General features: G+C 71.4%; 15 protein-coding genes and 1 pseudogene. 9 read left to right on the top strand and 7 right to left on the bottom strand.

The window, feature by feature from the left end; translation table 11 throughout:
* Positions 1-161: 161 nt before the first annotated feature.
* Positions 162-1,092 (bottom strand): annotated as a pseudogene (locus tag K7C20_RS39660) (LysR family transcriptional regulator).
* 105 nt (positions 1,093-1,197) lie between these two features.
* Here K7C20_RS39660 and K7C20_RS02360 point away from each other — a divergent pair.
* From K7C20_RS02360 to K7C20_RS02350, 3 genes are all read left to right on the top strand, one after another.
* Entirely contained in the window at positions 1,198-2,202 is a 1,005-nt protein-coding gene (locus K7C20_RS02360; RefSeq protein ID WP_063753956.1) for an EamA family transporter, read from the top strand.
* A gap of 189 nt (positions 2,203-2,391) precedes the next feature.
* The gene (locus K7C20_RS02355; protein WP_245171680.1) at positions 2,392-3,291 is read left to right on the top strand and encodes a DMT family transporter; all 900 of its coding nucleotides are present in this window, start codon (positions 2,392-2,394) and stop codon (positions 3,289-3,291) included.
* A 484-nt stretch (positions 3,292-3,775) separates the two neighbouring features.
* A complete protein-coding gene (locus K7C20_RS02350) occupies positions 3,776-7,150 on the top strand; it encodes a pyruvate carboxylase (protein WP_209444002.1) in 3,375 nt (1,124 codons plus the stop codon).
* Between the two features lie 142 nt (positions 7,151-7,292).
* On the opposite strand, the gene K7C20_RS02345 is transcribed toward K7C20_RS02350, so the two are convergent.
* Positions 7,293-8,705, bottom strand: coding sequence for an MFS transporter (locus tag K7C20_RS02345; RefSeq protein ID WP_078953484.1), 1,413 nt, complete (start codon positions 8,703-8,705; stop codon positions 7,293-7,295).
* 646 nt (positions 8,706-9,351) lie between these two features.
* On the opposite strand from K7C20_RS02345, the gene K7C20_RS02340 reads away from it, so the two are divergent.
* Positions 9,352-9,948 carry a hypothetical protein gene (locus K7C20_RS02340; protein WP_048829496.1) on the top strand — a complete coding sequence of 199 codons (597 nt, stop codon included), beginning with the start codon at positions 9,352-9,354 and terminating at the stop codon, positions 9,946-9,948.
* Positions 9,949-10,052: 104 nt separating this feature from the next.
* Here K7C20_RS02340 and aceB read toward each other — a convergent pair whose 3' ends face one another.
* Positions 10,053-11,546 carry a malate synthase A gene (gene aceB / locus K7C20_RS02335; RefSeq protein WP_078953486.1) on the bottom strand — a complete coding sequence of 498 codons (1,494 nt, stop codon included), beginning with the start codon at positions 11,544-11,546 and terminating at the stop codon, positions 10,053-10,055.
* Between the two features lie 192 nt (positions 11,547-11,738).
* Complete coding sequence (gene aceA, locus K7C20_RS02330) at positions 11,739-13,028, bottom strand: isocitrate lyase (RefSeq protein WP_030081890.1); 1,290 nt, start codon at positions 13,026-13,028, stop codon at positions 11,739-11,741.
* Positions 13,029-13,405: 377 nt separating this feature from the next.
* Here aceA and K7C20_RS02325 point away from each other — a divergent pair, with 377 nt between their 5' ends.
* Positions 13,406-14,812, top strand: a complete 1,407-nt coding sequence (locus K7C20_RS02325; RefSeq protein WP_030081889.1) for a short-chain fatty acyl-CoA regulator family protein — start codon at positions 13,406-13,408, stop codon at positions 14,810-14,812.
* A 36-nt stretch (positions 14,813-14,848) separates the two neighbouring features.
* Here the strand turns inward: K7C20_RS02325 and K7C20_RS02320 are convergent, their stop codons facing one another.
* A complete protein-coding gene (locus K7C20_RS02320) occupies positions 14,849-15,430 on the bottom strand; it encodes a TroA family protein (protein WP_245171673.1) in 582 nt (193 codons plus the stop codon).
* Positions 15,431-15,618: 188 nt separating this feature from the next.
* Here K7C20_RS02320 and K7C20_RS02315 point away from each other — a divergent pair, with 188 nt between their 5' ends.
* From K7C20_RS02315 to K7C20_RS02300, 4 genes are all read left to right on the top strand, one after another.
* Positions 15,619-17,328, top strand: a complete 1,710-nt coding sequence (locus K7C20_RS02315) for a sensor histidine kinase (protein ID WP_053210066.1) — start codon at positions 15,619-15,621, stop codon at positions 17,326-17,328.
* Complete coding sequence (locus tag K7C20_RS02310) at positions 17,321-18,013, top strand: response regulator (RefSeq protein ID WP_048829486.1); 693 nt, start codon at positions 17,321-17,323, stop codon at positions 18,011-18,013. The genes K7C20_RS02315 and K7C20_RS02310 overlap by 8 nt, the downstream gene beginning before the upstream one ends.
* Before the next feature lie 210 nt (positions 18,014-18,223).
* Positions 18,224-19,006, top strand: coding sequence for an ABC transporter ATP-binding protein (locus tag K7C20_RS02305; protein ID WP_053210067.1), 783 nt, complete (start codon positions 18,224-18,226; stop codon positions 19,004-19,006).
* A 113-nt stretch (positions 19,007-19,119) separates the two neighbouring features.
* The gene (locus tag K7C20_RS02300; protein ID WP_053210068.1) at positions 19,120-21,774 is read left to right on the top strand and encodes an ABC transporter permease; all 2,655 of its coding nucleotides are present in this window, start codon (positions 19,120-19,122) and stop codon (positions 21,772-21,774) included.
* Between the two features lie 155 nt (positions 21,775-21,929).
* On the opposite strand, the gene K7C20_RS02295 is transcribed toward K7C20_RS02300, so the two are convergent.
* Together K7C20_RS02295 and K7C20_RS02290 are read right to left on the bottom strand one after the other, a co-directional pair.
* Positions 21,930-22,808, bottom strand: a complete 879-nt coding sequence (locus K7C20_RS02295) for an ABC transporter ATP-binding protein (RefSeq protein ID WP_053210069.1) — start codon at positions 22,806-22,808, stop codon at positions 21,930-21,932.
* Positions 22,805-23,866 carry an ABC transporter ATP-binding protein gene (locus K7C20_RS02290; RefSeq protein ID WP_048829484.1) on the bottom strand — a complete coding sequence of 354 codons (1,062 nt, stop codon included), beginning with the start codon at positions 23,864-23,866 and terminating at the stop codon, positions 22,805-22,807. Before K7C20_RS02290 ends, K7C20_RS02295 begins: the two co-directional genes overlap by 4 nt.

Genomic DNA, 23,866 nt, shown 5'->3' with positions numbered 1-23,866 from the left:
CGTTCCTACCCTCTTCGCCAAGGCGGGCTCGAAGGTCATCGGCGCGGCATCAGCGGATGTGCTTTCCGGAGTTGATCACGCGCGGGTTGCAGGCGTTGCAGGGCGCCGGGCGGGCGTCGGCGGCCGTCGGGGCGGGCAGCGGCGGACGGGCGGTGGCCCGTTCACTCGGCTTCTCGGGCCGGGCGGAGGGGAGTTGGGGTCGGCCAGTGGCCGCGCAGCGCTGCCAATGTCGCGTGGATGGCAGGTCTGCGGTCGGCCTGGGAGCGCCAGACGGCCGAGAGCCTACGGGAGGGCGCGGGCTGCATCGGTACGACACGGACGGTGGGCGGCAGGGCGACGCGGCCGAGCCGGGGAAGTATCGTGACGCCCAAACCCGCTGCCAGAAGCGCGACTTGGGATGCGTACTCCTCGATCTGGTAGGCGATGTCCGGTTCGACGCCGAGGCCGGAGAAGGAACGCACCAGCCACTCGTGGCACATGGCCCCGGGGCCCTGTCCGATCCACCGTTCTTCGCGCAGGTCGTACGGGGTCACCACGTCCCGGTCGGCGAGCGGGTGTCCTTCGGGCAGGGCGACGTCGGCGATGTCCTCGCCCAGCTCGGCGACGGACAGCGAGGCGGGCAGCGTCAGCGGGGTGCTGTGCCAGTCGTGTACGACCGCGAGATCCGCCTCCCCCCCGTACGACGAGGCTGATGGCGCGGTTGGGGTCGGACTCCACCAGCCGGCAGTCCAGGGCGTGGTGGCGCCTGGCGAGGCCGGCGAGCGCGGCGGTGGTGAAGCCTCGGCAGGCCGTGGGGAACGCGGCGAGCACCAGGCGCCCGGTGGGCTGGTCGCGCTGTTCCTCCAGGCGCGAGCGGGTCCGCTCCAGCACGGCCACGACCTCGTCCGTCGCCTCCGCGAGCAGCCAGGCGGCGGGCGTGAGCTCCACCTTGCCGCCCTGCCGGTCGAGCAGTTGGGAGCCGGTCTCGCGCTCCAGCTTGGCGATCTGCTGGGAGATGGCGGATGGCGTGTAGCCCAGAGCGGCGGCCGCTCCCGTCACCGAGCCGTGGGTGGCCACGGCACGCAGCGCACGCAGGCGATTGAGGTCGAACATGAAGCGATGCTAATGCCCCACCTTCAGTAACTTTTGCTGGTCTTTACGGAGGGCGGCTGTTGGGATGGAACATCCCGCAGGAGTGCGTCCCCCAGGAGCCATTGCATGAAGCCCGTACACGTCGCCTTGGCAGTGGTCGTCGCCGCCGTGTGGGGCGCGAATTTCGTGGTGATCGACGTGGGGCTGCGTGATTTTCCGCCGCTTCTCTTCTCTGCGGTGCGTTTCCTCCTGGCCGCGCTGCCCGCGGTGTTCTTCGTCGGGCGCCCGAGAGTCGCCTGGCGCTGGGTGATTGCGGTCGGTATCACGCTCGGCATCATGAAATTCGGGATGCTGTTCATCGGTATGCATGTGGGGCTGCCCCCGGGCCTGGCCTCCCTGGTGCTCCAGGGGCAGGCGGTGTTCACCGTGCTCTTCGCCGCGGCGCTGCTGAAGGAGCGTGCCCGGCGGGTGCAGATCCTCGGCATGGTCATTGCCTCGGTGGGCATCGTGCTGGCCGGGCTGGGCTCGACGGCCGGCACGCTTGCCGGATTTCTGCTGGTCGTGGGCGCGGCGGCGTGCTGGGGCCTGTCGAACATCGCGATGCGGAAGGCGGGCCCGCCGGATGCGTTCCGGTTCATGGTCTGGGTGAGCGTCGTGCCGCCCGTTCCGCTCGCGCTCCTCTCCGTGGCCGTAGAAGGCTGGGACGCGGACCTGCGGGCGCTACAGCATCTGAACCTCAGCGGAGTGGGCGCCGCGCTCTATGTGGCATGGGGGGCCACGCTGTTCGGATTCGCCGCATGGGGATATCTCCTGCGCACCTATGACGCGCCCACCGTTGCCCCCTTCTCGTTGCTCGTCCCGGTATTCGGCCTGGCATCGGCCTGGATTTTCCAGGGTGAGCGCATGACCGTGCTGACGTTCTGCGCCACGGCTCTTGTCGTCGTCGGCATTGCGGTCGGAATGCTGCGTCGTAGGGAGAAGCCGATGTCACCCGAAACGGAGCGAACTGCTGTAAAGGCTGCGGCCTCCGAGGTTCGCGACAAAACCCACGAACCGTCGAAGGTTCGAAGCTTCGAGGGGGCAGTCCCGTTCGCGGCGACGGCCTCTCCGGACCGGCCGACCCAGGATTAAATCGTTCGCCATTGAAGCATCGGCCTTGCAAGCTGCAGGTCACGTGCGCGGGTAGGGCGCACGCAGAAACAGAGTTTCCGGGAGGGTGCAATCGTGAGCCGACGGGTGGGAACAACGGCAGTGGAGGGCGGTGCCGGGGCCGTGAGCGGGGTGGATGGCCGCGCGGTCGTCGCAGCCTCCGTCACCGTGATGTTGTGGGCGTCGTCGTTCATCGCCATCCGCAGTTCCGCTGCGCATTTCGGGCCGGGCGCGCTCGCCTTCGGCAGGCTGGCGGTGGCGTCTGTCGTGTTGAGTGCCATCCTGCTGGCCCGGCGTGGTGGATTCCCGCCCCGTGAGGCCTGGCCCGGCATCGTCGCCTCGGGAGTCCTGTGGTTCGGCGCGTACATGATCGCGTTGAACTGGGGTGAGCGGCACGTGGATGCCGGAACGGCGGCCATGGTCGTCAATGTCGGCCCGATCCTGATGGCGCTCCTGGGCGGGTGGCTGCTGAAGGAGGGCTTCCCGCCCAAGCTGATGGCGGGCATGGCGGTGTCGTTCGCCGGGGCCGTGGTGGTCGGGCTGTCCATGTCCGGCGGGGGAGAGTCGTCTCTCCTCGGCGTACTGCTGTGCCTGTTCGCGGCGCTGGCGTACGCGGTGGGTGTGGTGCTCCAGAAGCCGACGTTGAAGCACGCCACCCCGATGCAGGTGACGACGTTCGGTGCGCTCGCCGGAGCGGTGACATGCCTGCCGTTCGCCGGGCAGTTGGTGTCGCAGGTGAGCCGGGCGCCTGTGTCGGCGACATTGCAGATGGTGTACCTGGGGGTCTTCCCGACGGCCCTTGCGTTCACCACCTGGGCCTATGCGGTGGCCCGTACGACCGTCGGGAAGATGGGTGCCACGACCTACGCCGTACCGGTGCTCGTCGTCGTCATGTCATGGCTGTTCCTCGGCGAGGTGCCCGGCTGGCTGACGCTCCTCGGTGGCCTTCTCTGCCTGTCCGGGGTCGCGGTGTCGCGGATGCGGGCGAAGGCGCAGGCTCCGGTCCCGGAGGGGGCGCGAGGAGGCCGGGCGGCTGCGCAGCCCGACGTGTCGGTGGACCCGGCGCGGTAGGCGACACCCAACTCCGTTGTATCTGCGGGGTGTTCCCCTCAGGGAAGTTGTCTTGTCGTGCGGCAACCGGTATCCGGGCTCGGGCGGGGGCGCAGAGGAGCTCCGGAGTACGGTGTGCCGTATGATCCGACCCGTTTCTACGGGGGTGGCGCCGATGCCGAATTTTTGCCGACTTGCTGCCCTAATAGTGCCCTCTCGCCTGCAATGATGGCTTTCCTTATCTCTTCGGCATCCATTGGCGCCACTTTCACCGCACGTGCAGCCTTGGTGGACTGACCAGTGTTTTCGCAGGTCAGAAGGGGTTCCAAAGGAATCACCGGGGGTGCGGGTGTCGGTATCCTTCGCCATTCTGACAGGGTGCATGCTGACCTACTGCTGAGTTACATGGGGCCTCGCCAGCTAATAAGTCACTGCGGGTCCGGCGTCTGATCTGCTCGTCGCCGACACCATGGTGTTCGTCAACGGCAGGCTGAAGGGATCGAGAATGTTCCGCAAGGTACTGGTCGCCAATCGTGGTGAGATCGCGATTCGCGCTTTCCGCGCCAGCTATGAGCTCGGCGCGAAAACCGTTGCCGTCTTCCCGCACGAGGACCGCAATTCACTGCACCGGCTGAAGGCCGACGAGGCACATGAGATCGGTGAGCCGGGACACCCGGTGCGTGCCTACCTCTCCGTGGAGGAGATCGTCCGGGCCGCGCGCCAGGCGGGAGCGGACGCGGTGTACCCGGGCTACGGGTTCCTGTCCGAGAACCCCGACCTGGCGCGGGCGTGCGAGGAAGCGGGCATCACGTTCGTCGGGCCGGGCAAGGACACGCTCGAACTGACCGGGAACAAGGCCCGCGCGGTGGCCGCCGCGCGCGCGGCAGGCGTACCGGTGCTCGGATCCTCGGAGCCCTCCACCGACGTGGACGAATTGGTCCGTGCCGCCGAGGACATCGGCTTTCCCGTATTCGTCAAGGCGGTCGCCGGCGGCGGAGGGCGTGGTATGCGCCGGGTCGAGGACCCCGGCACGCTGCGCGAGTCCATCGAGGCGGCGGCCCGTGAGGCCGCGTCCGCGTTCGGTGACCCCACCGTCTTCCTGGAGAAGGCCGTCGTCGACCCCCGCCACATCGAGGTGCAGATCCTCGCCGACGGGCAGGGCAACGTCATCCACCTCTTCGAGCGCGACTGCTCGGTGCAGCGCCGGCACCAGAAGGTGATCGAACTTGCGCCCGCGCCGAACCTCGACCCGGCGCTGCGCGAGCGGATCTGCGCCGACGCCGTGACGTTCGCCCGGCAGATCGGCTACCGCAACGCGGGCACCGTGGAGTTCCTGCTCGACCGCGACGGGAACCACGTCTTCATCGAGATGAACCCGCGCATCCAGGTCGAGCACACGGTGACCGAGGAGGTCACCGACGTCGACCTCGTGCAGGCACAGCTGCGTATCGCCGCAGGTGAGACGCTGCCCGAGCTCGGCCTCACACAGGACACGGTCGCCCTGCACGGCGCCGCGCTGCAATGCCGTATCACCACCGAGGACCCCGCCAACGGGTTCCGCCCGGACACCGGCAGGATCAGCGCCTACCGGTCGCCGGGCGGCTCGGGGATCCGTCTGGACGGCGGCACCACGCACGCCGGTACGGAGATCAGCGCGCATTTCGATTCGATGCTGGTCAAACTCAGCTGCCGGGGCCGGGACTTCGATACGGCCATCGGCCGGGCCCGGCGCGCCGTCGCCGAGTTCCGCATCCGCGGCGTGGCCACGAACATCCCGTTCCTGCAAGCCGTGCTGGATGACCCGGACTTCCGGGCCGGGCGGGTCACCACGTCGTTCATCGAAGAGCGCCCGCACCTGCTCACCGCGCGCCACTCCGCCGACCGCGGCACCAAGCTGCTCACCTACCTCGCGGACGTGACGGTGAACAAGCCGCACGGCGCACGGCCCGAGCTGATCGACCCGATCACCAAACTGCCGCCCGTGCCCGCCATCGAACCGCCGGCCGGCTCCCGGCAGCGGCTCGCCGAGCTCGGCCCGGAACGGTTCGCCCGGTGGCTGCGCGAGTCGCCGGCCATCGGCGTCACCGACACCACCTTCCGGGACGCCCACCAGTCACTGCTCGCCACCCGGGTCCGTACCAAGGACATGCTCGCCGTCGCCCCGGCGGTGGCGCGGACGATGCCGCAGCTGCTGTCGCTGGAGTGCTGGGGCGGCGCCACGTACGACGTCGCGCTCCGCTTCCTCGCCGAGGACCCGTGGGAGCGGCTGGCCGCACTCCGCGAGGTCGTACCGAACATCTGCCTTCAGATGCTGCTGCGCGGCCGCAACACCGTGGGCTACACGCCGTACCCCACCGAGGTGACCGACGCCTTCGTGCAGGAGGCCGCGGCCACCGGAATCGACATCTTCCGGATCTTCGACGCGCTCAACGACGTCGGGCAGATGCGGCCCGCCATCGACGCCGTACGGGAGACCGGTACTGCCGTCGCCGAGGTCGCCCTGTGCTACACCTCCGACCTGTCCGATCCGTCCGAGCGGCTGTACACCCTGGACTACTACCTCCGCCTGGCCGAGCAGATCGTGGAGGCCGGGGCCCATGTCCTGGCCGTCAAGGACATGGCGGGGCTGCTCAGGGCGCCGGCCGCCGAGACGCTCGTCTCCGCCCTGCGCCGCGAGTTCGACCTGCCGGTGCACCTGCACACCCATGACACCGCGGGCGGCCAGCTGGCCACCTATCTCGCCGCGATCCGGGCCGGCGCGGACGCCGTGGACGGCGCCGTGGCGTCCATGGCCGGCACCACCTCACAGCCGTCGCTGTCGGCGATCGTGGCCGCGACCGACCACTCCGAACGGCCCACCGGGCTGGATCTGAAGGCGGTCGGGGACCTGGAGCCCTACTGGGAGAGCGTCCGCAGGATCTACGCGCCGTTCGAGGCGGGCCTGGCCTCGCCGACCGGCCGCGTGTACCACCACGAGATCCCCGGCGGGCAGCTCTCCAACCTGCGTACCCAGGCAGTCGCGCTCGGCCTGGGCGACCGCTTCGAGGAGATCGAGGCGATGTACGCCGCCGCCGACCGGATTCTCGGCCGTCTGGTGAAGGTGACCCCCTCGTCGAAGGTGGTCGGGGACCTCGCGCTGCACCTGGTGGGCGCCGGGGTGAAGCCGGCGGACTTCGAGGCGACGCCGAACGAGTTCGACATCCCCGATTCCGTCATCGGTTTCCTGCGCGGCGAGCTGGGCAACCCGCCCGGCGGGTGGCCGGAGCCGTTCCGCGCCAAGGCGCTGGAGGGCCGTGCCGAGCCCAGGCCCGTGCAGGAACTGACCGCGGAGGACCGTTCGGGACTGGAGAAGGACCGGCGCGCGACGCTCAACCGGCTGCTGTTCCCCGGGCCGGCGCGTGACTTCGAGACGCACCGCCAGGCGTACGGCGACACCAGCGTGCTGGACAGCAAGGACTTCTTCTACGGGCTGCGTTCCGGAACGGAGTACGCCGTCGACCTCGAGCCGGGCGTACGGCTCCTGATCGAGCTGGAGGCCGTCGGCGAGGCCGACGAACGCGGCCTGCGGACCGTGGTGTCGACGCTGAACGGCCAGCTGCGGCCGATCCAGGTACGCGACACCGCGGCGGCCGCCGACGTACCGGTGACGGAGAAGGCCGACCGGGGCAACCCCGGCCATGTCGCAGCACCCTTCGCCGGCGTGGTGACGCTCGCGGTGGCCGAGGGCGACGAGGTGGCGGCCGGCACCACGGTGGCCACCATCGAGGCGATGAAGATGGAAGCGGCGATCACCGCGCCGAAGGCGGGTCGGGTGGCCAGGCTGGCCATCAACCAGATCCAGCAGGTGGAGGGAGGCGATCTCCTCGTCGACATCGGGTGAATCGTCTCTCGCCGTGGCCTTCGCCCGGCCGAGATGACGTGGTTCCGGAGCAGGGCTGCCGTGGCGGGCCGGGAGGGCCCGCCACGGCGCATGTCGCGGGCCGGGCACCCGGCCCGCCCGCGGCCCTTCCGCCCGCGGCCCCTCAGCCGGAGACGGCGTGGGGCTTCTTCCGGGGGAGGCAGAAGAGCGCGAGGGCGGCGGCCGCCAGGTACGCGGCCGCGCCGATGGCCATGCTGGTCCGCAGCCCGGTGGTGAAGCCGGCCACGGCGGCCAGCAGTGAGCCACCCAGCGCGACGCCTGCGGCGCTGCCTACCTGGCGGGTGGTGTTGAAGAGGGCGGAGGCGGTGCCGGAGTACGTGTCGGGGGCGGCTGACATCACGGTGGCGGTCGAGCCGGTGAGGGCGAAGGACGTGCCGAAGCCCGCCGCCATCATCGGCCCCACGAGCAGGACGTAGTCCGGATGCGGTCCGGCGGCGGCCCAGCCGGCCAGACCGGCCGCTCCCAGAAGCATGCCGGTGACCACAAGGGGGCGGTGTCCGGTGCGGCGGGCCAGTCGCCCGGACAGGACGGAGGCGAACATCGTCATGGCCACCGCCGGGAAGAGGGCGATCCCGGTGCGCAGCGCGGTCAGGCCGCGCTGGTGCTGGAAGTACAGGCTGGCGGTGAAGATCATGCCGTAGAAGGCGAAGTTGAACAGCAGACCGATGGCCGCCCCGCCGCTCATCGGGCGGGAACGCAGCAGCCGCAAGGGCAGCACGGGAGTGCGGGCCAGGCGCTCGCGCAGCACGAACGCGGCGGCTGTCAGCAGGCACAGGCCGGCCCCGGTGAGGATCAGCGGGTCCGCCCAGCCCCGTCGTCCGGCCTCGTTGAGGACGGCGGTGAGCAGGGCGACCGTGGCGACCAGCGCGCACTGGGCAGGCCAGTCCACGGGGCGGTCCGGGCGCCGGGCCGAAGCGCGCACATGGCGCAGCGTCAGCCACAGGCAGGCGCATCCGACGGGCAGGTTGATGAAGAACACCCAGCGCCAGCCCACGGTGGTGACCAGAAGGCCGCCGAGGAGGGGGCCGGCGGAGGCGGCGATGCCTGCCATGGAGCCCCAGAGGCCGAAGGCCCGGGAACGCTCGCCGGGTGACGGGTATGCCTGTTGGAGAAGGGCGAGGGAGCCGGGCACGATCAGGGCCGCTCCGAGTCCTTCCACCAGTCGGGCGGCGATCAGGGTCTCGGCGCTCGGGGCCAGTCCGCAGCCGGCCGAGGCGAGGGTGAACACCACCACCCCGGTGCAGAAGATCCGGCGGTTGCCCAGCCGGTCCCCGAGCGCGCCGCCGGTGAGCAGCAGGCCGGCGAAGACCAGGGTGTAGCCGTCCGTCATCCACTGGATCCCGGTGAGCGAGGCGGACAGTTCGCGTCCCACCACCGGAACGGCGACGTTGATGACGGTCACGTCCAGGATGACCATGAAGTAGCCCGCGCAGACCGCGAGAAGCGGGGCCCGCGACCTGCCCGGGGCCGCGGGCCCGCCCGGTCGACCGGCCTGGGGGCTACCAGCACGCACCATGGCGACACGGTATTCCTGGGACGAACGCCTCCGGCGACTTGAGCGGTCCGGCGGCGTGCCGGGCTCTCACAGGGCAGCGCTCGTCAACGGTGTGATGCGGGAGGCCGGTTCCGGCCGATGCCGGACCGCCGCTCAGGTGGACCGAACGACATGGCCTGGTCGTCGAGCCGGACTGAGGCGGCGGCCGTCAGCGCCCAAGGCGGAAGCGACGCAGGGCATCCTGGCCCTCGGGTCCGGAACCCGACTTTTCGGCCACGTACGCCGTGCTGTCCGCCGTTCGACGTGGTGGGGTTGGCGCCGGTGGTCAAGGTGTTGACGACGGTGCCCTTGTGCGGATCGACGACGGTGACCGTGGCGGCCGTACGGTTGGCGACCAGTGCGCGGCCCGAGGCCGTCCCGGGAGAGCGCGATCGAGAGGGGGCCGTCGCCGGCCGGGATGAGCCGCGGGCTGTTGGCGCGCGCAGGACGCACTGCGGGAGTTGGGGGGGGGAGAGGCCCGTCTGCCGGCGGTGGAGCTGCTCTGCAACTATCCGTCGTCGGCAGGGAATCGCGACGACAGCGGGACGGAAGCAGGATGGGAAGAAGACACGTCATGGCGGTGCAAGGCAATGTGGCGTCGACGGGGCAGCTGCGGTGGGTACGAGTCATGCGAATACCGCGAGTGAACGGCACGGCGTGGTTACTCGTCACAGCGCTGCTGGCATACGGGAGTTCCACCGGGGTGGCCATGGCACGGGCTCGGCCCGCGGTCGCGAGCGGCTACCTTCCGGGGCCGGTGACGTCTCCGGCCCGTACCCCGGGGCCCGTCACGCCCGCGAGCACGAACATCAGGGTCGGCGAGGGGCAGGTCGACGAGGTCGGGCCCGGTGGCAGCCTCACCTACCCCGGCGTGACCAGCTGTCTGACGGTGACCATCCGCCTCCAGGGCGGCGGAATGGTGGGCGCGCACGCCAGCCTGTTTCAGGTGCCGGGGGAGTACCGGTCGGATCGGATCCTCGCCGCGGTCAAGCAGCGGATCGGGGGCCGTGGGGTACGCGCGGTGGAGGTCAGGGGTGCCGTCGGCGCCTGGGATCCGAGCTACTTCGCCAAGGCGATCGAGAGTTACCCGGAGGGCGCGCAGGTACCCGTACCCACTGAGCCCGACCCGGACGGCCTGGCCAGGGTGGTGGCGGACGGACTCGACGTGCCGCGAGGAAAGGTGACGGTCGAGGATCTGCCCGACGGCGACCAAACGGTGCGCTGAGCCGGCCCGGCCGCAAACACCGCGGGCGCGGAGCAGCCTCAGTTCTGCTCCGCGCCCGTCCGGCGGCAACCGGGGCCCTCACCCCGGCCGCGTACCGGGGTCCCTCAGCCCCGGTCGTATGTGTGGAACCCCCGGCCCGTCTTGCGGCCGAGCAGCCCCGCCTCCACCATCCGCAGGAGCAGCGCCGGCGGTGCGTAGAGGGGTTCCTTGAATTCGTCGTAGAGGGACCGTGCGATGGAGGCCACGGTGTCCAGGCCGATCAGGTCGGCGAGCTTCAGCACGGCACCGGTGCCGCGCAGCCAGGCGTCGAAGTAGCGCAGCGCGACGGAGATGTTGGCGCGGACGCCGTCCTCGGTGGGTGGCCCGGCGGTGCGCCGAACGGCCAGCAGCTCGTCGGCCGAGACGTCCACGTCGTCCCGGGTGCGGTCGATCTGGTGCGGGCGCCCGCCCAGCACACCGTCGAAGATGCCGCGGCAGAAGGGGACGAGCCCGGGGTGGGCCACCCACGTCCCGTCGAAGCCGTCCTCGGCCTCGCGCTCCTTGTCGAGACGCACCTTGGCGAGCGCCGCCCCGTCGGCCTGCGCGTCGTGTCCGGGGACGTGGGCGGCCATGCCGCCGATGGCGTGCGCGCCGCGCTTGTGACAGGTGCGCACGAGGAGTTCGGTGTAGGCGCGCAGGAAGGGTGCCGTCATGGTGACCTTCGTCCGGTCGGGGAGGGAGAAGTCGGGGCGATGCGCGAAGATCTTGATCAGGCTGAAGAGGTAGTCCCAGCGCCCCGCGTTGAGCCCGGCGCTGTGTTCACGCAGCTCGTGGAGGATCTCCTCCATTTCGAAGGCCGCGGTGACCGTCTCGATCAGGACGGTGGCGCGGATGGTGCCCCGCGGGATGCCGAGCAGATCCTGGGCGGAGACGAAGACGTCGTTCCACAGGCGGGCGTCGTAGGCGTTCTCCAGCTTGGGGAGGTAGAAGTACGGGCCGGATCCGGCATCGATCTGCCGCTGGGCGCAGTGGAAGAAGTAGAGGCCGAAGTCGACGAGCGAGGCGGGCACGGGGCGCCCGTCGACGAGGAGATGATCTTCGGTGAGGTGCCAGCCCCGAGGCCGCACGACGATGGTGGCGAGCTGGTCGCCGAGGCGGTACTCCCTGCCGTCGGGCGTCGTGAAGTCGATCCGCCGCTCGATGGCGTCCCGCAGGTTCAGCTGGCCGCCGATGATGTTGTCCCAGGTGGGGGAGGTGGCGTCCTCGAAGTCGGCCAGCCACACCTGCGCCCCGGAGTTGAGCGCGTCGATGGTCATCCGCCGCTCCGGCGGCCCGGTGATCTCCACCCGGCGGTCGGCGAGCCCCGGCGCGGGCGGGGCGACCCGCCAGTGCGGATCGGCCCGGAGGGCGGAGGTGGCCAGTGAGAAGTCGAGCGGGGATCCGGACGAGAGGCGAAGGGCGCGGCGGCGGCGCTCGGTGAGGACGTCGCGGTACCGGTCGGCGAAGGTGCCGGCGAGGCGCCCGAGGAAATCGAGGGCGGCGGGCGTGAGGATCTCGTCGAAGCGGTCGCCCGGGGCGCCGAGCACCTGGACACGGCTGGTGAGTTCGGTGGTGGACATGCGCATCTCCTCAACGGGCGCGGTGGAGCGGGGGAGCGGTGCGGGCCGGACGCGGACGGCCGTCCGGCCCGCACCTGGATATGCGGTGGCTGGACGCATACGCGCCGAGCCACAGGGGTCAACAGCCGGGCCGACAGCCCGGTGAACAGCCGGGTCAACGGGCCCGGGTCGCCCGGAGAGACCGGGCCGTTCCTAGTGGAACTGCTCCTCTTCGGTGGAGCCGCGCAGCGCGGTGGTCGAGGAGGCCGGGTTGAGGGCGGTGGAGACCTGGTCGAAGTAGCCGGTGCCGACCTCGCGCTGGTGCTTGACGGCGGTGAAACCCTGCTCCTGGGCGGCGAACTCCTTCTCCTGGAGGTCGACGTAGGCCGTCATACCGGACTCCGCGTAGCCGCGGGCCAGGTCGAACATCGCGTGGTTGAGGGAGTGGAACCCGGCCAGGGTGATGAACTGGAAGCGGTAGCCCATCGCGGCCAGTTCCCGCTGGAACTTGGCGATCTGGTCGTCGTCGAGGGCGGCCTTCCAGTTGAAGGACGGCGAGCAGTTGTAGGCGAGCATCTGGTCGGGGTGCTCGGCGTGGATGGCCTCGGCGAACTCCCGGGCCTGCGCCAGGTCGGGCGTGCCCGTCTCCACCCAGATGAGGTCCGCGTACGGGGCGTAGGCCAGGCCGCGGGCGATGACCGGGGCCATGCCGTTCTGGACCCGGTAGAAGCCCTCGGCGGTCCGCTCGCCGGTGACGAACTGGGCGTCGCGCTCGTCGATGTCGCTGGTGAGGAGATTCGCGGCGAGCGCGTCCGTACGGGCCACGATCACGGTCGGCACATCGGCGATATCGGCGGCGAGGCGGGCGGCGTTGAGGGTGCGGATGTGCTGGCCGGTGGGCACCAGGACCTTGCCGCCCAGGTGCCCGCACTTCTTCTCGGACGCGAGCTGGTCCTCGTAGTGGATACCGGCGGCGCCGGCCTCGATCATCGCCTTGGTCAGCTCGAAGGCGTTGAGCGGCCCGCCGAAGCCGGCCTCCGCGTCGGCGACGATCGGCGCGAGCCAGTCGGTGGTGTCCGATCCGCCCTCGGCGGTGGCGATCTGGTCCGCGCGCAGCAGCGCGTTGTTGATCCGGCGCACCACCTGCGGGACGGAGTTGGCGGGGTAGAGGCTCTGGTCGGGGTAGGTGTGGCCGGCCTGGTTGGCGTCCGCCGCGACTTGCCACCCGGAGAGGTAGATGGCCTGAAGGCCGGCCTTGACCTGCTGCACCGCCTGGCCGCCGGTCAACGCTCCGAGGGCGTGAAGGTAGTCCTGGGTGTGCAGCTGCCGCCACAGCCGCTCGGCGCCCCGGCGGGCGAGGGTGTGCTCCTCGCGCACGCTGCCGGACAGCCGCACGACATCCTCTGCGGTGTAGGTACGCTCGATCCCCTTCCAGCGCGGGTCCGTTGCCCACCGCTGCGCCAGCTCCTCGGCCGTCGCCTTCGTCGTCCCTGCCTGCGTCATGACCGTCTCCCGGATCGCGTGAAGTGCATCGTGCTTGTCATGCCTGTGAAGTGTGCAAACGCATGTCACTTGGTGCCGCCTGTGGTGCACACGGCCCGCCGCCCCGCCCGGTGTGTGGAACGGTGAGCAATGCGCCCGGAGCGCCGGGCCGAGACACCGAATCGTGCGACGTCAGGGCGTGATATCGCTCCGGAGTCCCGGTTCGGCTGCCGCGGTGCGGCGGGCCGTAGGACGACTCTGGCAGTGGCACTTAGTGCCAACAAGCAGGGATGAATGCCAACTTCCGCGAATCTTTCCCCGGCACTTTGTTAAGTTTGCCAACCTCGCCTGAGGGAGCTGTTCCGCGTAGGCTCGGGCATCGGCGAAGGAGAGTTCCGGTGAGCAAGATCTATGCGGGCGCGCGACTGAGGCGGTTGCGGGAGGAGCGCAGGCTCAGTCAGGCGGAGCTTGCGCGGAGGCTGGAGATCTCGCCCAGCTACCTCAACCAGATGGAGCATGACTCACGGCCGCTCACCGTCCCGGTGCTCCTGCGGCTGACCGAGACCTTCGGCGTCGACGCGAGCTTCTTCTCGGAGCGGGACACCAGCCGCCTCGTCGCCGACCTGCGCGAAACCCTCGCGAACGAGGTCGCCACGGCCCAGGTCTCCCCGTCCGACCTGGCGCAACTGGCCACCCAGATGCCGGCCGCGGCCTCGGTCCTGCTGGAGCTCGGCCGGCGCAACCACGCCCTGACCCAGCAGTTGGCCGTGGCCGCCGAGGGCCGGGACGGGCACGAGTTGGCCCTGCCGCGGTCGCCGCACGAGGAAATCCGTGAGTTCTTCTACCGGCGGCAGAACTACCTCCACGATGCCGACCTGGCCGCGGAGGGCCTGGCCCGCGACATCGGCATCCGCCCCGGTGAGGTCCTGCGGGTCCTGTCCGCACGGCTCACCGGACACCACGGGGTACGCATAGCGTCGGACTCGGAACAACCGCACCGCTACGATCCCGTGGCCCGGGTGCTGCATCTGTCCAGTCTGCTGCGTCCGGGCCAGCAGGCTTTCCGGATGGCCACCCAGCTCGCGCTGCTCGAATTCGGCGACGAGCTGTCCGAGCTGGCGGCCGAGGACTATGCAGAGGGCTCCGACACCTGGTCGCTCGCCCGGATCGGCGTGGCGAACTACTTCGCCGCCGCACTGATCCTTCCCTACCGCGCCTTCCACACCGCAGCGGAGGAGGGCCGCTACGACATCGAGCGGCTCACCGACCAGTTCGGCCTCGGCTACGAGACCGTCTGCCACCGCCTCAGCACGCTTCAGCGCCCCCGGCTGCGGGGCGTGCCGTTCTCCTTCGTACGCGTCGACCGGGCCGGCAACATGTCGAAGCGGCAATCCGCCACCGGCTTCCACTTCTCGCGCGCCGGTGGCACCTGCCCGCTGTGGAACGTGTACGAGGCGTTCGCCGCTCCCGGCCGTATCCACGTCCAGATCGCCGCCATGCCGGACGGCCGGCGCTACCTGTGGACCGCCCGCGCGGTCACCCGCCACCGCGGCGGCTGGGGCGAGCCCGGCAAGACCTTCGCCATCGGCCTCGGCTGCGAGATCCGCCACGCCTCCCGGCTGGTCTACTCCGACGGCCTCGACCTCGACAACACCGCCGCCGCCACCCCCATCGGCATGGGCTGCCGCATCTGCGAGCGCCTCGACTGCCCTCAGCGTGCCGTACCGCCGCTGGGGCAGCCGCTGGCCATCAATGAGAACAGCAGCACCTTCGTGCCCTACCCCGTGGCGGACACACCGGCCTGAGCGGGGCCGGCTCCTGGACCCGGCAGCCTCCCGCTCTCAGCCTTCCGCCGCGGACAGCCGGGTCGCCTCACCCGGCAGCACGGGGTCGCCCGCGTCGGCGGAGTGCAGGACGTGGGCCAGGACTTCCGCACCCCGTACCACCCGGGGACCCGGCCGGTTGAAGTAGGCGGGCCCGTCCAGGACCCAGACGGCGTCCTTGCGCACGGCGGGCAGCTCGTCCCAGCCCGGCAGTTCGGTGAGCAGACCGCGCTCCCGCAGCGTCCGGTCGGGGCTGAAGCCGCAGGGCAGCACGAGGAGGACGTCGGGGCGCGCGGCGCGTACCGCTGCCCACTCCATCGGTCTGGTGTGCTCGCCCGGCGCCGCGAGCAGCGGCGTGCCGCCTGCGCAGGTGACCTGCTCGGGCACCCAGTGCCCCGCGGGCCAGAGCGGGTCGAGCCACTCGATGGCCACCACGCGCGGCCGCGGCAGTCCGGCGGTCAGCCGCTCCACCGTTGCCAGGCGTGCGCGCAGGAGCTCCCGCCGCTCCTCGGCCGGTTCGCGTACGCCCAGCAGCGCACCCACCGTGACCAGGCAGTCCAGCACATCGCCCAGGGTCCGCGGCTCCGAGACGATGCGCATGCTGTGACCCTAGGGCGTGTCTCTTTGCCGGGCAGGTCCGCCGACCGCCCCGTCGACTGGTCCGCCGGCCGGCCCCTCGACCGGTCCGCCGACTGTCTTTCGGGTAGGGCGGCCTCTGTCTTTCGGTAGAGGCGGATCGTCCGCAAGGCGCAGGGCAACCCGTGGTGAAGCCCCCGATAATCGACGTCATGTCGTCCAGCGCTCCACCGGTCAGCGAGAACAGCCCGTCCCGCAGCCCCTTCGCGGGGCCGGGGGAGCAGGGGCGACAGCTGTGGCGTGCGGCGGGTGAGGCGGTCCTGGCCGGGGCGCTGGTGCTGCTCACGTACCAGGGCGAGTCGTGGATCGAGGCGCGGCTGACGGGCGGGGCGCCGGCCCTGGCGCTCGTCGGCGTGGCGCTGGTGCTGGTGCGGCGCCGGTTCCCGGTGGCCAGTGTGCTCGGGCTGGCGGCGCTGATGGGGGCGGTGCCCGCGGTGGCGCTGCTGACCGCGGTGGCCGCCTACACGGCGGCCCGGCAGCTGGAGACGCCGCGACGGCGTGCCGGGCTGCTGCTCGGGGCGGCGGCCGCGGCGATGGCGGTCTGTGTGGTGTCCGCGCCCCATCTGGAGCTGGGCAGCTGGTTGTTCGGTCTGGCGCTGAGTGCGGTGCTCGCCGTCATTACGGTCGTCGTGCCAGGGCTGGTCGGCGTCGCCGCGGGACAGCAGGACCGGCTGCTGCGGGCGTTGCGGGAGCGGACGGCAGCTGCCGAGGAGGCGCAGCGGCTCGCGGACAGCGAGTCCCGTGTGCGGGAGCGGTCGCGTATCGCAGCGGAGATGCACGATCTGGTCGGGCACCGGCTGAGCCTGGTCTCCCTGCATGCGGGCGGACTGGAGATGGCGCTGCTCAAGGAGGCCCCCGGTCTGCGGGACGAGGCCGCCGTGGTGGGCCGTGCCGCCCGTGATGCGATGCAGGAGCTGAGGGAGGTGCTGGGGGTCCTGGGCCCGTTGGGGAGGGATACCGGCACCGAGGCGCTGACCGACGCGACGGGTACGCGTGCGGACATCGAGGCGCTGGTGGAGGAGTCGCGCGGCGTCGGCATTCCCGTCGAGTTCTGCTGGGAGGGGCAGGATCTCGACGCGCGGCCGGCCCGGGTGCGGCGGGCGGTGCACCGGGTGGTGCGTGAGTCGCTCACCAACGTGCACCGGTACGCGACCGGGGCCCATGTGACCGTCGTCGTCCGCCATACCGATGAGCGGGTGGAGGTGCGGGTACGCAACGGAGTGCCGCCCGTGCCGCCCGCCGCCGCGACCGGGCTCGGTTCCGGACGCGGGCTGACCGGGCTGCGGGAGCGCGTGGCGCTGCTCAACGGCAGCCTGGAGGCACACCGGACGCCCGGTGGCGGCTTCGCCGTGACGGCCGGCCTCCCCGCCGACCCCGGGCCCGGAGCGGAGACGGCGGAGGCGGCACCGTACGACGCCGGGCCGGCCGCCGTCGACGAGCCCGGCGGCGGGCTCTCCGCCTTCCAGCGGCGCCTTGCCGGCGCCGTCACCGGGCTGCTCGGCCTGGTGGGGGTGGGCGTGATGATGCTGTTCGGGGTCTTGCTGGTCTCCCACTCACGCTATGACCTGGCGTACCGGAGCCCCGAAAAGCCCCGGGTGGGGATGACCAAGGAGCGGGTGCTGCGCGCCGTGGCACCGGACGACGACGTGGCGCGCGCGGCCGCCGCCGGGCGCGAGCCACCGCGGCCGGGTTCCGCCACGGGCTGCCTGTATCCCTACACGGACCGGGCGGAGGGCGGGCGGCTGGAGATCGTCCGATACTGCTTCCGTGCGGACACGCTGATCGCGATTGACCGTTTCACGGTCCCTATAGTGACCGAAAAGGCGACCGAACCGCCCCATGGGAGCAGGAAGCATGACTGACCAGGCCAACTCCGTGCGCTCCGGGGCGGGTTCCGTGATCCGGGTGCTGCTCGCCGATGACGAGGAGATGATCCGGCACGGCCTCCGGCTGATCCTCCGGCACGCCGACGGCATCGAGGTGGTGGGCGAGGCGGCAAACGGCGCCGACGCCTTCCGGCTCGCCGCCGAGCACCGGCCCGATGTGGTGCTCCTCGACATCCGCATGCCCGTACTCGACGGGCTCGCAGCCATCGAACCGCTGGTCGCCCTCACCCCAGCACCGCAGGTGGTCATGCTCACCACCTTCGGCGACGAGGAGAACGTCACCAGGGCCCTGCGGGAAGGTGCCACCGGCTTCCTGCTCAAGGACGAGGGGCCGCAGGAGCTGATCAGTGCGGTACGGGCCGCGGCCGCGGGGGACGCCGTGCTCTCACCCGGCGTCACCGGAACCGTCATCCGCCGGATGCTGAGCGGCGGCGGGGCCGGGCCCCCGGCTCCGGACAGCAGGGTGGCGGGGCTGACGGACCGGGAGCGGGAGGTGCTGGTCACCCTGGGGGAGGGGCTGTCGAACGCGGAGATCGGCAGTCGGCTCGGCATCGGCGTGGGGACCGTCAAGAGCCATGTCCGGTCGATCCTGGAGAAGACGGGTTCCAGCAGCCGGGTGCAGGCGGGGCTGCTGGCGCACCAGGCCGGGCTGATGGACTGAGCGCCTCCCAGGTCGGGGCATGGGCTCTCCGGGCAGGCAGGGCTGTCGGCGCTCTCTCTTCGGGCAGAGGAGCTGTGGTCCATGAGGACGACAGGACTGGGGCGGGTCTGTCCTTGGGCAGGCGGCGCAGTCCCGACCTGAGGGCGACGGATCCGGGGGTGCCTCGCGGACACGATGGTCGGGAGTCCCGCACCCTTCCCAGGAGTACCCATGTCGCACCCTGCCACTGCTGCCACCCGCCTCGGCGCCTCTTCCGGCGTCGCCGCCCGCGCGACGGGGCTGACCAAGGTCTACGGCGAGGGCGAGACCCGCGTCGTCGCCCTCGACTCGGTGACCGTCGAGTTCGGGCGCGGCCGGTTCACCGCGATCATGGGGCCGTCCGGCTCCGGCAAGTCGACGCTGATGCACTGCATGGCCGGGCTCGACACCATCTCCCAGGGATCGGCCCGTATCGGTGACACCGAGCTGTCCCGCTTGGGAGACCGTCAGCTCACCAGGCTCCGCAGGGAGAAGCTCGGCTTCGTCTTCCAGGCGTTCAACCTGCTGCCCACGCTGAACGCCGTCGAGAACATCACGCTGCCGATGGATATCGCCGGCCGTAAGCCTGATCAGGAGTGGCTGGAGCTGATCGTGGGGACCGTCGGGCTCTCCGGGCGGCTGCGGCACCGCCCCTCGCAGCTCTCCGGCGGGCAGCAGCAGCGCGTCGCCGTGGCCCGCGCGCTGGCCGGGCGTCCGGAAATCATCTTCGCGGACGAGCCGACCGGCAACCTCGACTCCCGTTCCGGTGCGGAAGTCCTGGGCTTTCTGCGGGACTCCGTACGCGAGTTGGGGCAGACGGTCGTGATGGTCACCCACGACCCGGTGGCCGCCTCCTACGCGGACCGGGTGGTCTTCCTCGCCGACGGACGGCTCACCGACGATCTGCCCGCCCCCACCCCCGAGGCCGTGCTCGACCGCATGCGGCACTTCGAGACCCAGGGACGGACGAACTGACGCGGCTCTCTCGCACGTCTTCCTCTCCCGTCATCCCGTAAGTCCCCCCGCCTCCACTGGTTACTCCGGCTACTCCAGCTATCTCCCGATACTTCCAGGACTGACACATCACCATGCTGCGTACCGCTCTGCGCAACGTGCTTGCGCACAAAGCCCGATTGATCATGACCGCCCTCGCGGTCCTGCTCGGTGTCGCTTTCGTCTCCGGCACCCTCGTCTTCGCCGACACCACGGCGACCGCTTTCCGCAACGCCTCCGCCAAGAGCCTCAAGGGCGTGGCCGTCTCCGTGCGAGCGGAGGAGGCCCCCGCCACCCCGGCAGGCGGAGAAGGAGGCCGGCGGACCACCGCCCTGGACACCGCGCTGGCGCGGAAGATCCGCGCGCTGCCCGGCGTCGCCTCGGTGCGCCCCGCCGTCAACGGCGAAGCCACCTTGGCAGGCAGGGACGGCCGCCCGGTCAACGCCGGCGACAACTCGCAGAACCTGGCCACCAACTACCTGCGGGACAAGGACGGCAAGGACAGCCACTTCCCGCTGAAGGAAGGCCGCGTTCCGGCTGCCGAGGGCGAGTTGGCACTGGACGGCAAGACCGCCGAGAAGGCCGGCTACCGGATCGGCGACACAGTCCGCTTCGCCACCGACGGCCCCGCCCTGACCAAGAAGCTGGTCGGCATCGTCACCACGGACGACCCACAGGTCACCGCCGGCGGCACCCTGACGCTCTTCGACACCGCGACCGCACAGAAACTGTTCCGCCACCCCGGCCAGTTCGACGAGATCGCGGTCGCGGCCCAGGACGGTACCGACGAGGGCGCGCTGACCGACCGAGTGCGGGCGCTGCTGCCCGGCAAGGGTGCCCGCGCCACCAGCGGCACGGACCTGGCCGCCGAGCAGGCCGCCCAGATCGCGAAGAACACCCAGTCCCTCACCAAGACACTGCTGGTCTTCGCCGGAATCGCGCTGTTCGTCGGTGTGTTCCTCATTGCCAACACCTTCACCATGCTCATCGCCCAGCGCAGCCGCGAGATCGCGCTGATGCGGGCCGTGGGTGCCTCGCGCCGCCAGGTCGTCCGCTCCGTCCTCATCGAGGCCGCGCTGCTCGGCCTCGTGGCCTCCGCCGCCGGATTCGCGCTCGGCCTCGGCATCGCCACCGTCATGCGCCCGCTGCTCAATACGACTGGCGCCGGACTGCCCGACGGACCGCTGGTCATCACACCCGCGGCCCCGCTGTCGTCCCTCGCGGTCGGCGTCGCCGTCACGGTCCTGGCCGCCTGGCTGCCGTCCCGCAAGGCCGCGAAGATCGCCCCCGTAGCGGTGCTCAGCAGCGTCGACCAGGCCCCGCCCGCCCGCGCCCTGGTGGTCCGCAATGTGCTCGGCACGCTGCTCACCGCGGCCGGGGTGCTGGTGATGTTCTACGTCTCCACGCTCAGGACCAGCACCGAGTCCCATCTGATGACCGCGATGCTCGGCGGCGTACTGACCCTCCTCGGCGTGATCGTGCTGGCCCCGCTGCTGTCCAGGCCGCTGATCACCCTGGCGGGCAGGGCCACCACCCGCTGGTTCGGTGTCAGCGGCAAGCTGGCCAAGGAGAACGCACTGCGCAACCCGCGCCGCACCGCCGCCACCGCATCGGCCCTGATGATCGGGCTCGCCCTGATCACCGGCCTGACCGTCGGCGGGCACTCCGCCCAGCGCGCCATGGTCAGGGAAGCCACCCAGGGCCTGGCCGCCGACTACAAGGTCACCAACAGCACCACCCGCGGTCTCGACGCGGACGCGGCCGGCAAGGTGGCCCGGGTGCCCGGGGTCGCCGCGGCCGCCCCCGTCACGTCGGCGGGCCTGGACACCCAGGGCCGGTACGCCGTGATCACCGGCACGGACCCGAAGGCGTTCGGCACGGCCGCGCAACTCGACTTCCAGGCAGGCTCGTTGTCCGACATCGGCCCGGGGAGGATCGCGGTCTCCGACGAGTTCGCCCAACAGGCCGGGCTCCACGTCGGCGGCACCATCGACGCCGAGCTGGGCAACGGCACGGACTCCGGCACGACCTCCGGCACGACCTCCGGTACGGGCACCGGTACGGACTCCGCCAAGGACACCAGTACGGACACCGGTAAGGCCCGGAAGAAGCTGACGGTCGTCGGTATCTACGCCAGAACCCGCGCCGCCGATGACGCGCTGGGCACGCTCTCCGATGTGCTCCCGTACTCCACCAGCTCCAAAGAGCTCGAAAACGTACTGGTCAGGGCCGAGACCGGCCAGGCCCACGGCCTCGAGCGGAAGATCCGCGCCGCGCTCGGCGACAGCCCGCTGCTGAAGGTCCGAAGCCAGGAGCAGCTCGTCAAGGAGAACAACGGGCCCCTCACCATGGTCCTCAACATGATGTACGGGCTGCTCGGCATGGCCGTCATCATCGCGATCCTCGGCGTCGTCAACACCTTGGCCATGTCGGTCTTCGAGCGCACCCGCGAGATCGGGATGCTGCGGGCCATCGGCCTCGACCGCTCCGGGGTCAGGCAGATGGTCCGGCTGGAGTCGGTGGTGATCTCACTGTTCGGTGCGGTGCTCGGGATCGGCACGGGCATCTTCCTGGCCTGGGCCGGAGGCAGCCTGACGACGGCGTCCATGCCGCTGTACGAGACGGTCCTGCCGTGGGGGAGGCTCGGCGCCTTCCTGGCGCTGGCACTGGTGATCGGAGTCCTGGCCGCGATCTGGCCCGCCCGCCGGGCGGCCCGCCTGAACATGCTGCACGCGATTCAGTCGGCCTGAGCCGGGCCGGGGGCGGGCCAGGGAGGGAGGTCTCTTCGGTTCCGGTGGAGACAGCCCCACCCCCGACTGGGGGGGTGGGGCGCGTGGTCGATCTGTTGATGGCCACTCGCCCGTGATCGCGATGCCCCCAGGGGCGGCGTCGCCGCAAGAGATCGCTACGCGCTCAACCCCGCCGCGGCGGCGGCAGCTGTCGCCGTTGCGGGGTCCCAGCCCCGGTGTGGCACGGCCGCCAGCAGCGCCCGGGTGTACGGAGCGGCGGGCTCGGCGAGCACCTGTTCCGTGGGCCCCTGTTCCTCGACGCGGCCGCGCCGCATCACCAGCGTCTCATCGGTGAGGTGGCGGACCACGGCCAGATCGTGACTGACGAACACCAGCGCCACCCCCGTGTCGCGGCGGATCCCGGCCAGCAGTTGCAGGACCTGCGCCTGGATGGAGACGTCCAGGGCGGCCACCGCCTCGTCCAGGACGAGCACCTTGGGATCGACGGCGAGCGCACGGGCGATGGCGAGGCGCTGCCGCTGGCCGCCGGAGAGTCCGTGCGGCCGGGCGCCGGCCTCCCGCGTCCCCAGCCCCACCTGGTCGAACAGCTCCGTCGCCCGCTGTTCGGCGTGCCGTGGTGCCGTGCCGTGCAGCCGCAGCGCGGTGTGCAGACACTGGCGTGCGGTGAGCCGGGGATCGAGCGAGACATAGGGGTCCTGGAAGACCATCTGGATGTCCCGGGCCCTGGCCAGCCGCGCTGCCCGGCCCCGTGGCGTACGGGGTGCGCGGGCGTGCCCGTCGACGGTCACCGTGCCGGCGTCGGGACGCACCAGTCCGACGAGCATCCGGGCCACGGTCGTCTTGCCGGACCCGGACTCCCCGACGATCCCGATCGAACCGCCGCGCGGCAGCGCGAAGGAGATCCCGTCAGCGGCACGGTGCCGGCCACCGCCCGGCAGGGGATACGTCTTCGCCAGACCCTCGGCCGCCAGAACGGGCGGACCGTCGTGCGCGGGCCGGTGTGCCGGGTCGTGGAGCGGGTGTGCGCCGGTCATGGCTGCCTCTTCTCGTACGAGGGCGGGGGCGGGGAGGCGGTCGGTGCCGGGTCGTCCGGCAGTTTGCGGCAGGACGCGGAGCCGCCGCCGGGGAGCGGGGCCGGGGCCGGCGTCCAGGTCGCGCAGTCGTCGTCGGCGTGTGCGCAGCGCGCGTGGAAGGGACAGCCGGGGAGGGTGTCGGCGAGGGACGGCGGGCGGCCCGGGATGGGGCGCAGCACGCGCGGTGCCTCGGCCAGGTCGGGTGAACAGGCCAGCAGCCCGCGGGTGTAGGGGTGCCGCGGCGCGCTGAACAGGGCAGCGGCCGGCTGTTCCTCGACGACCCGGCCCGCGTACATGACGTACACCCGCTCGCAGTAGGCGGCGGCCAGTTGAAGGTCATGGGTGATGAAGAGCAGGCCCATGCCGTGCTCGTCGCGCAGGGTGCGCAGCAGGGCGAGGATCTCGGCCTGGGTGGTGACGTCCAGCGCGCTGGTGGCCTCGTCGGCGAGCAGCAGCCGGGGCGCGGCGGCGAGCGCGCCGGCGATGACGACGCGTTGCAGCATGCCGCCGGAGAGTTCGTGGGGACGCTGCCGGATACGGCGCTCCGGGTCGGGCAGGCCCACGGTGCCCAGGAGTTCGAGGGTGCGGGCGCGTACGGCGGCGCGGTCGAGTCCGCTGCGGGCGAGCCGTTCGGCGAGGAAGTCGCCGATCCTGCGGACCGGGTTGAGAGCCGAGCGCGGGTCCTGGTGGACCATGGCGACGGAGCCGGCGCGGTGTGCGCGCAGTGCCGCCCCGCTCAGGGACAGCACATCGGCGCCGGACACCTGGACGGTGCCCTCGGCGCGGGCGCCCTCGGGCAGCAGTCGCAGTGCGGCCTTGGCGGTGGTGGACTTGCCCGATCCGGACTCCCCGACCAGGCCGACGATTTCGCCGGGGCCGACGCGCAGCGAGACCTCGGCGAGGACGGGGCGGGCGGTGCCGGGCAGGTGGAGGGTCAGCCGGTCGATGTCCAGCAGCGGGGCGGCGTCCGGCGGGGGCGTGGAAGGGGCGGCGGCGGGGTGCGTGGTCGGGTTCGGCAT

This window comes from Streptomyces decoyicus (assembly GCF_019880305.1).
GTDB lineage: Bacteria > Actinomycetota > Actinomycetes > Streptomycetales > Streptomycetaceae > Streptomyces > Streptomyces decoyicus.
Note: the sequence above shows the minus strand (reverse complement) of the source record. Positions and strands in the feature narration are given on the sequence as shown.

Coding starts and splice junctions, on each gene's coding strand:
- K7C20_RS02360 (WP_063753956.1), top strand. CDS start 1,198: ATGAAGCCCGTACACGTCGCCTTGGCAGTGGTCGTCGCCGCCGTGTGG.
- K7C20_RS02355 (WP_245171680.1), top strand. CDS start 2,392: ATGTTGTGGGCGTCGTCGTTCATCGCCATCCGCAGTTCCGCTGCGCAT.
- K7C20_RS02350 (WP_209444002.1), top strand. CDS start 3,776: ATGTTCCGCAAGGTACTGGTCGCCAATCGTGGTGAGATCGCGATTCGC.
- K7C20_RS02345 (WP_078953484.1), bottom strand. CDS start 8,705: ATGGTGCGTGCTGGTAGCCCCCAGGCCGGTCGACCGGGCGGGCCCGCG.
- K7C20_RS02340 (WP_048829496.1), top strand. CDS start 9,352: ATGCGAATACCGCGAGTGAACGGCACGGCGTGGTTACTCGTCACAGCG.
- aceB (WP_078953486.1), bottom strand. CDS start 11,546: ATGTCCACCACCGAACTCACCAGCCGTGTCCAGGTGCTCGGCGCCCCG.
- aceA (WP_030081890.1), bottom strand. CDS start 13,028: ATGACGCAGGCAGGGACGACGAAGGCGACGGCCGAGGAGCTGGCGCAG.
- K7C20_RS02320 (WP_245171673.1), bottom strand. CDS start 15,430: ATGCGCATCGTCTCGGAGCCGCGGACCCTGGGCGATGTGCTGGACTGC.
- K7C20_RS02315 (WP_053210066.1), top strand. CDS start 15,619: ATGTCGTCCAGCGCTCCACCGGTCAGCGAGAACAGCCCGTCCCGCAGC.
- K7C20_RS02310 (WP_048829486.1), top strand. CDS start 17,321: ATGACTGACCAGGCCAACTCCGTGCGCTCCGGGGCGGGTTCCGTGATC.
- K7C20_RS02305 (WP_053210067.1), top strand. CDS start 18,224: ATGTCGCACCCTGCCACTGCTGCCACCCGCCTCGGCGCCTCTTCCGGC.
- K7C20_RS02300 (WP_053210068.1), top strand. CDS start 19,120: ATGCTGCGTACCGCTCTGCGCAACGTGCTTGCGCACAAAGCCCGATTG.
- K7C20_RS02295 (WP_053210069.1), bottom strand. CDS start 22,808: ATGACCGGCGCACACCCGCTCCACGACCCGGCACACCGGCCCGCGCAC.
- K7C20_RS02290 (WP_048829484.1), bottom strand. CDS start 23,866: ATGCCGAACCCGACCACGCACCCCGCCGCCGCCCCTTCCACGCCCCCG.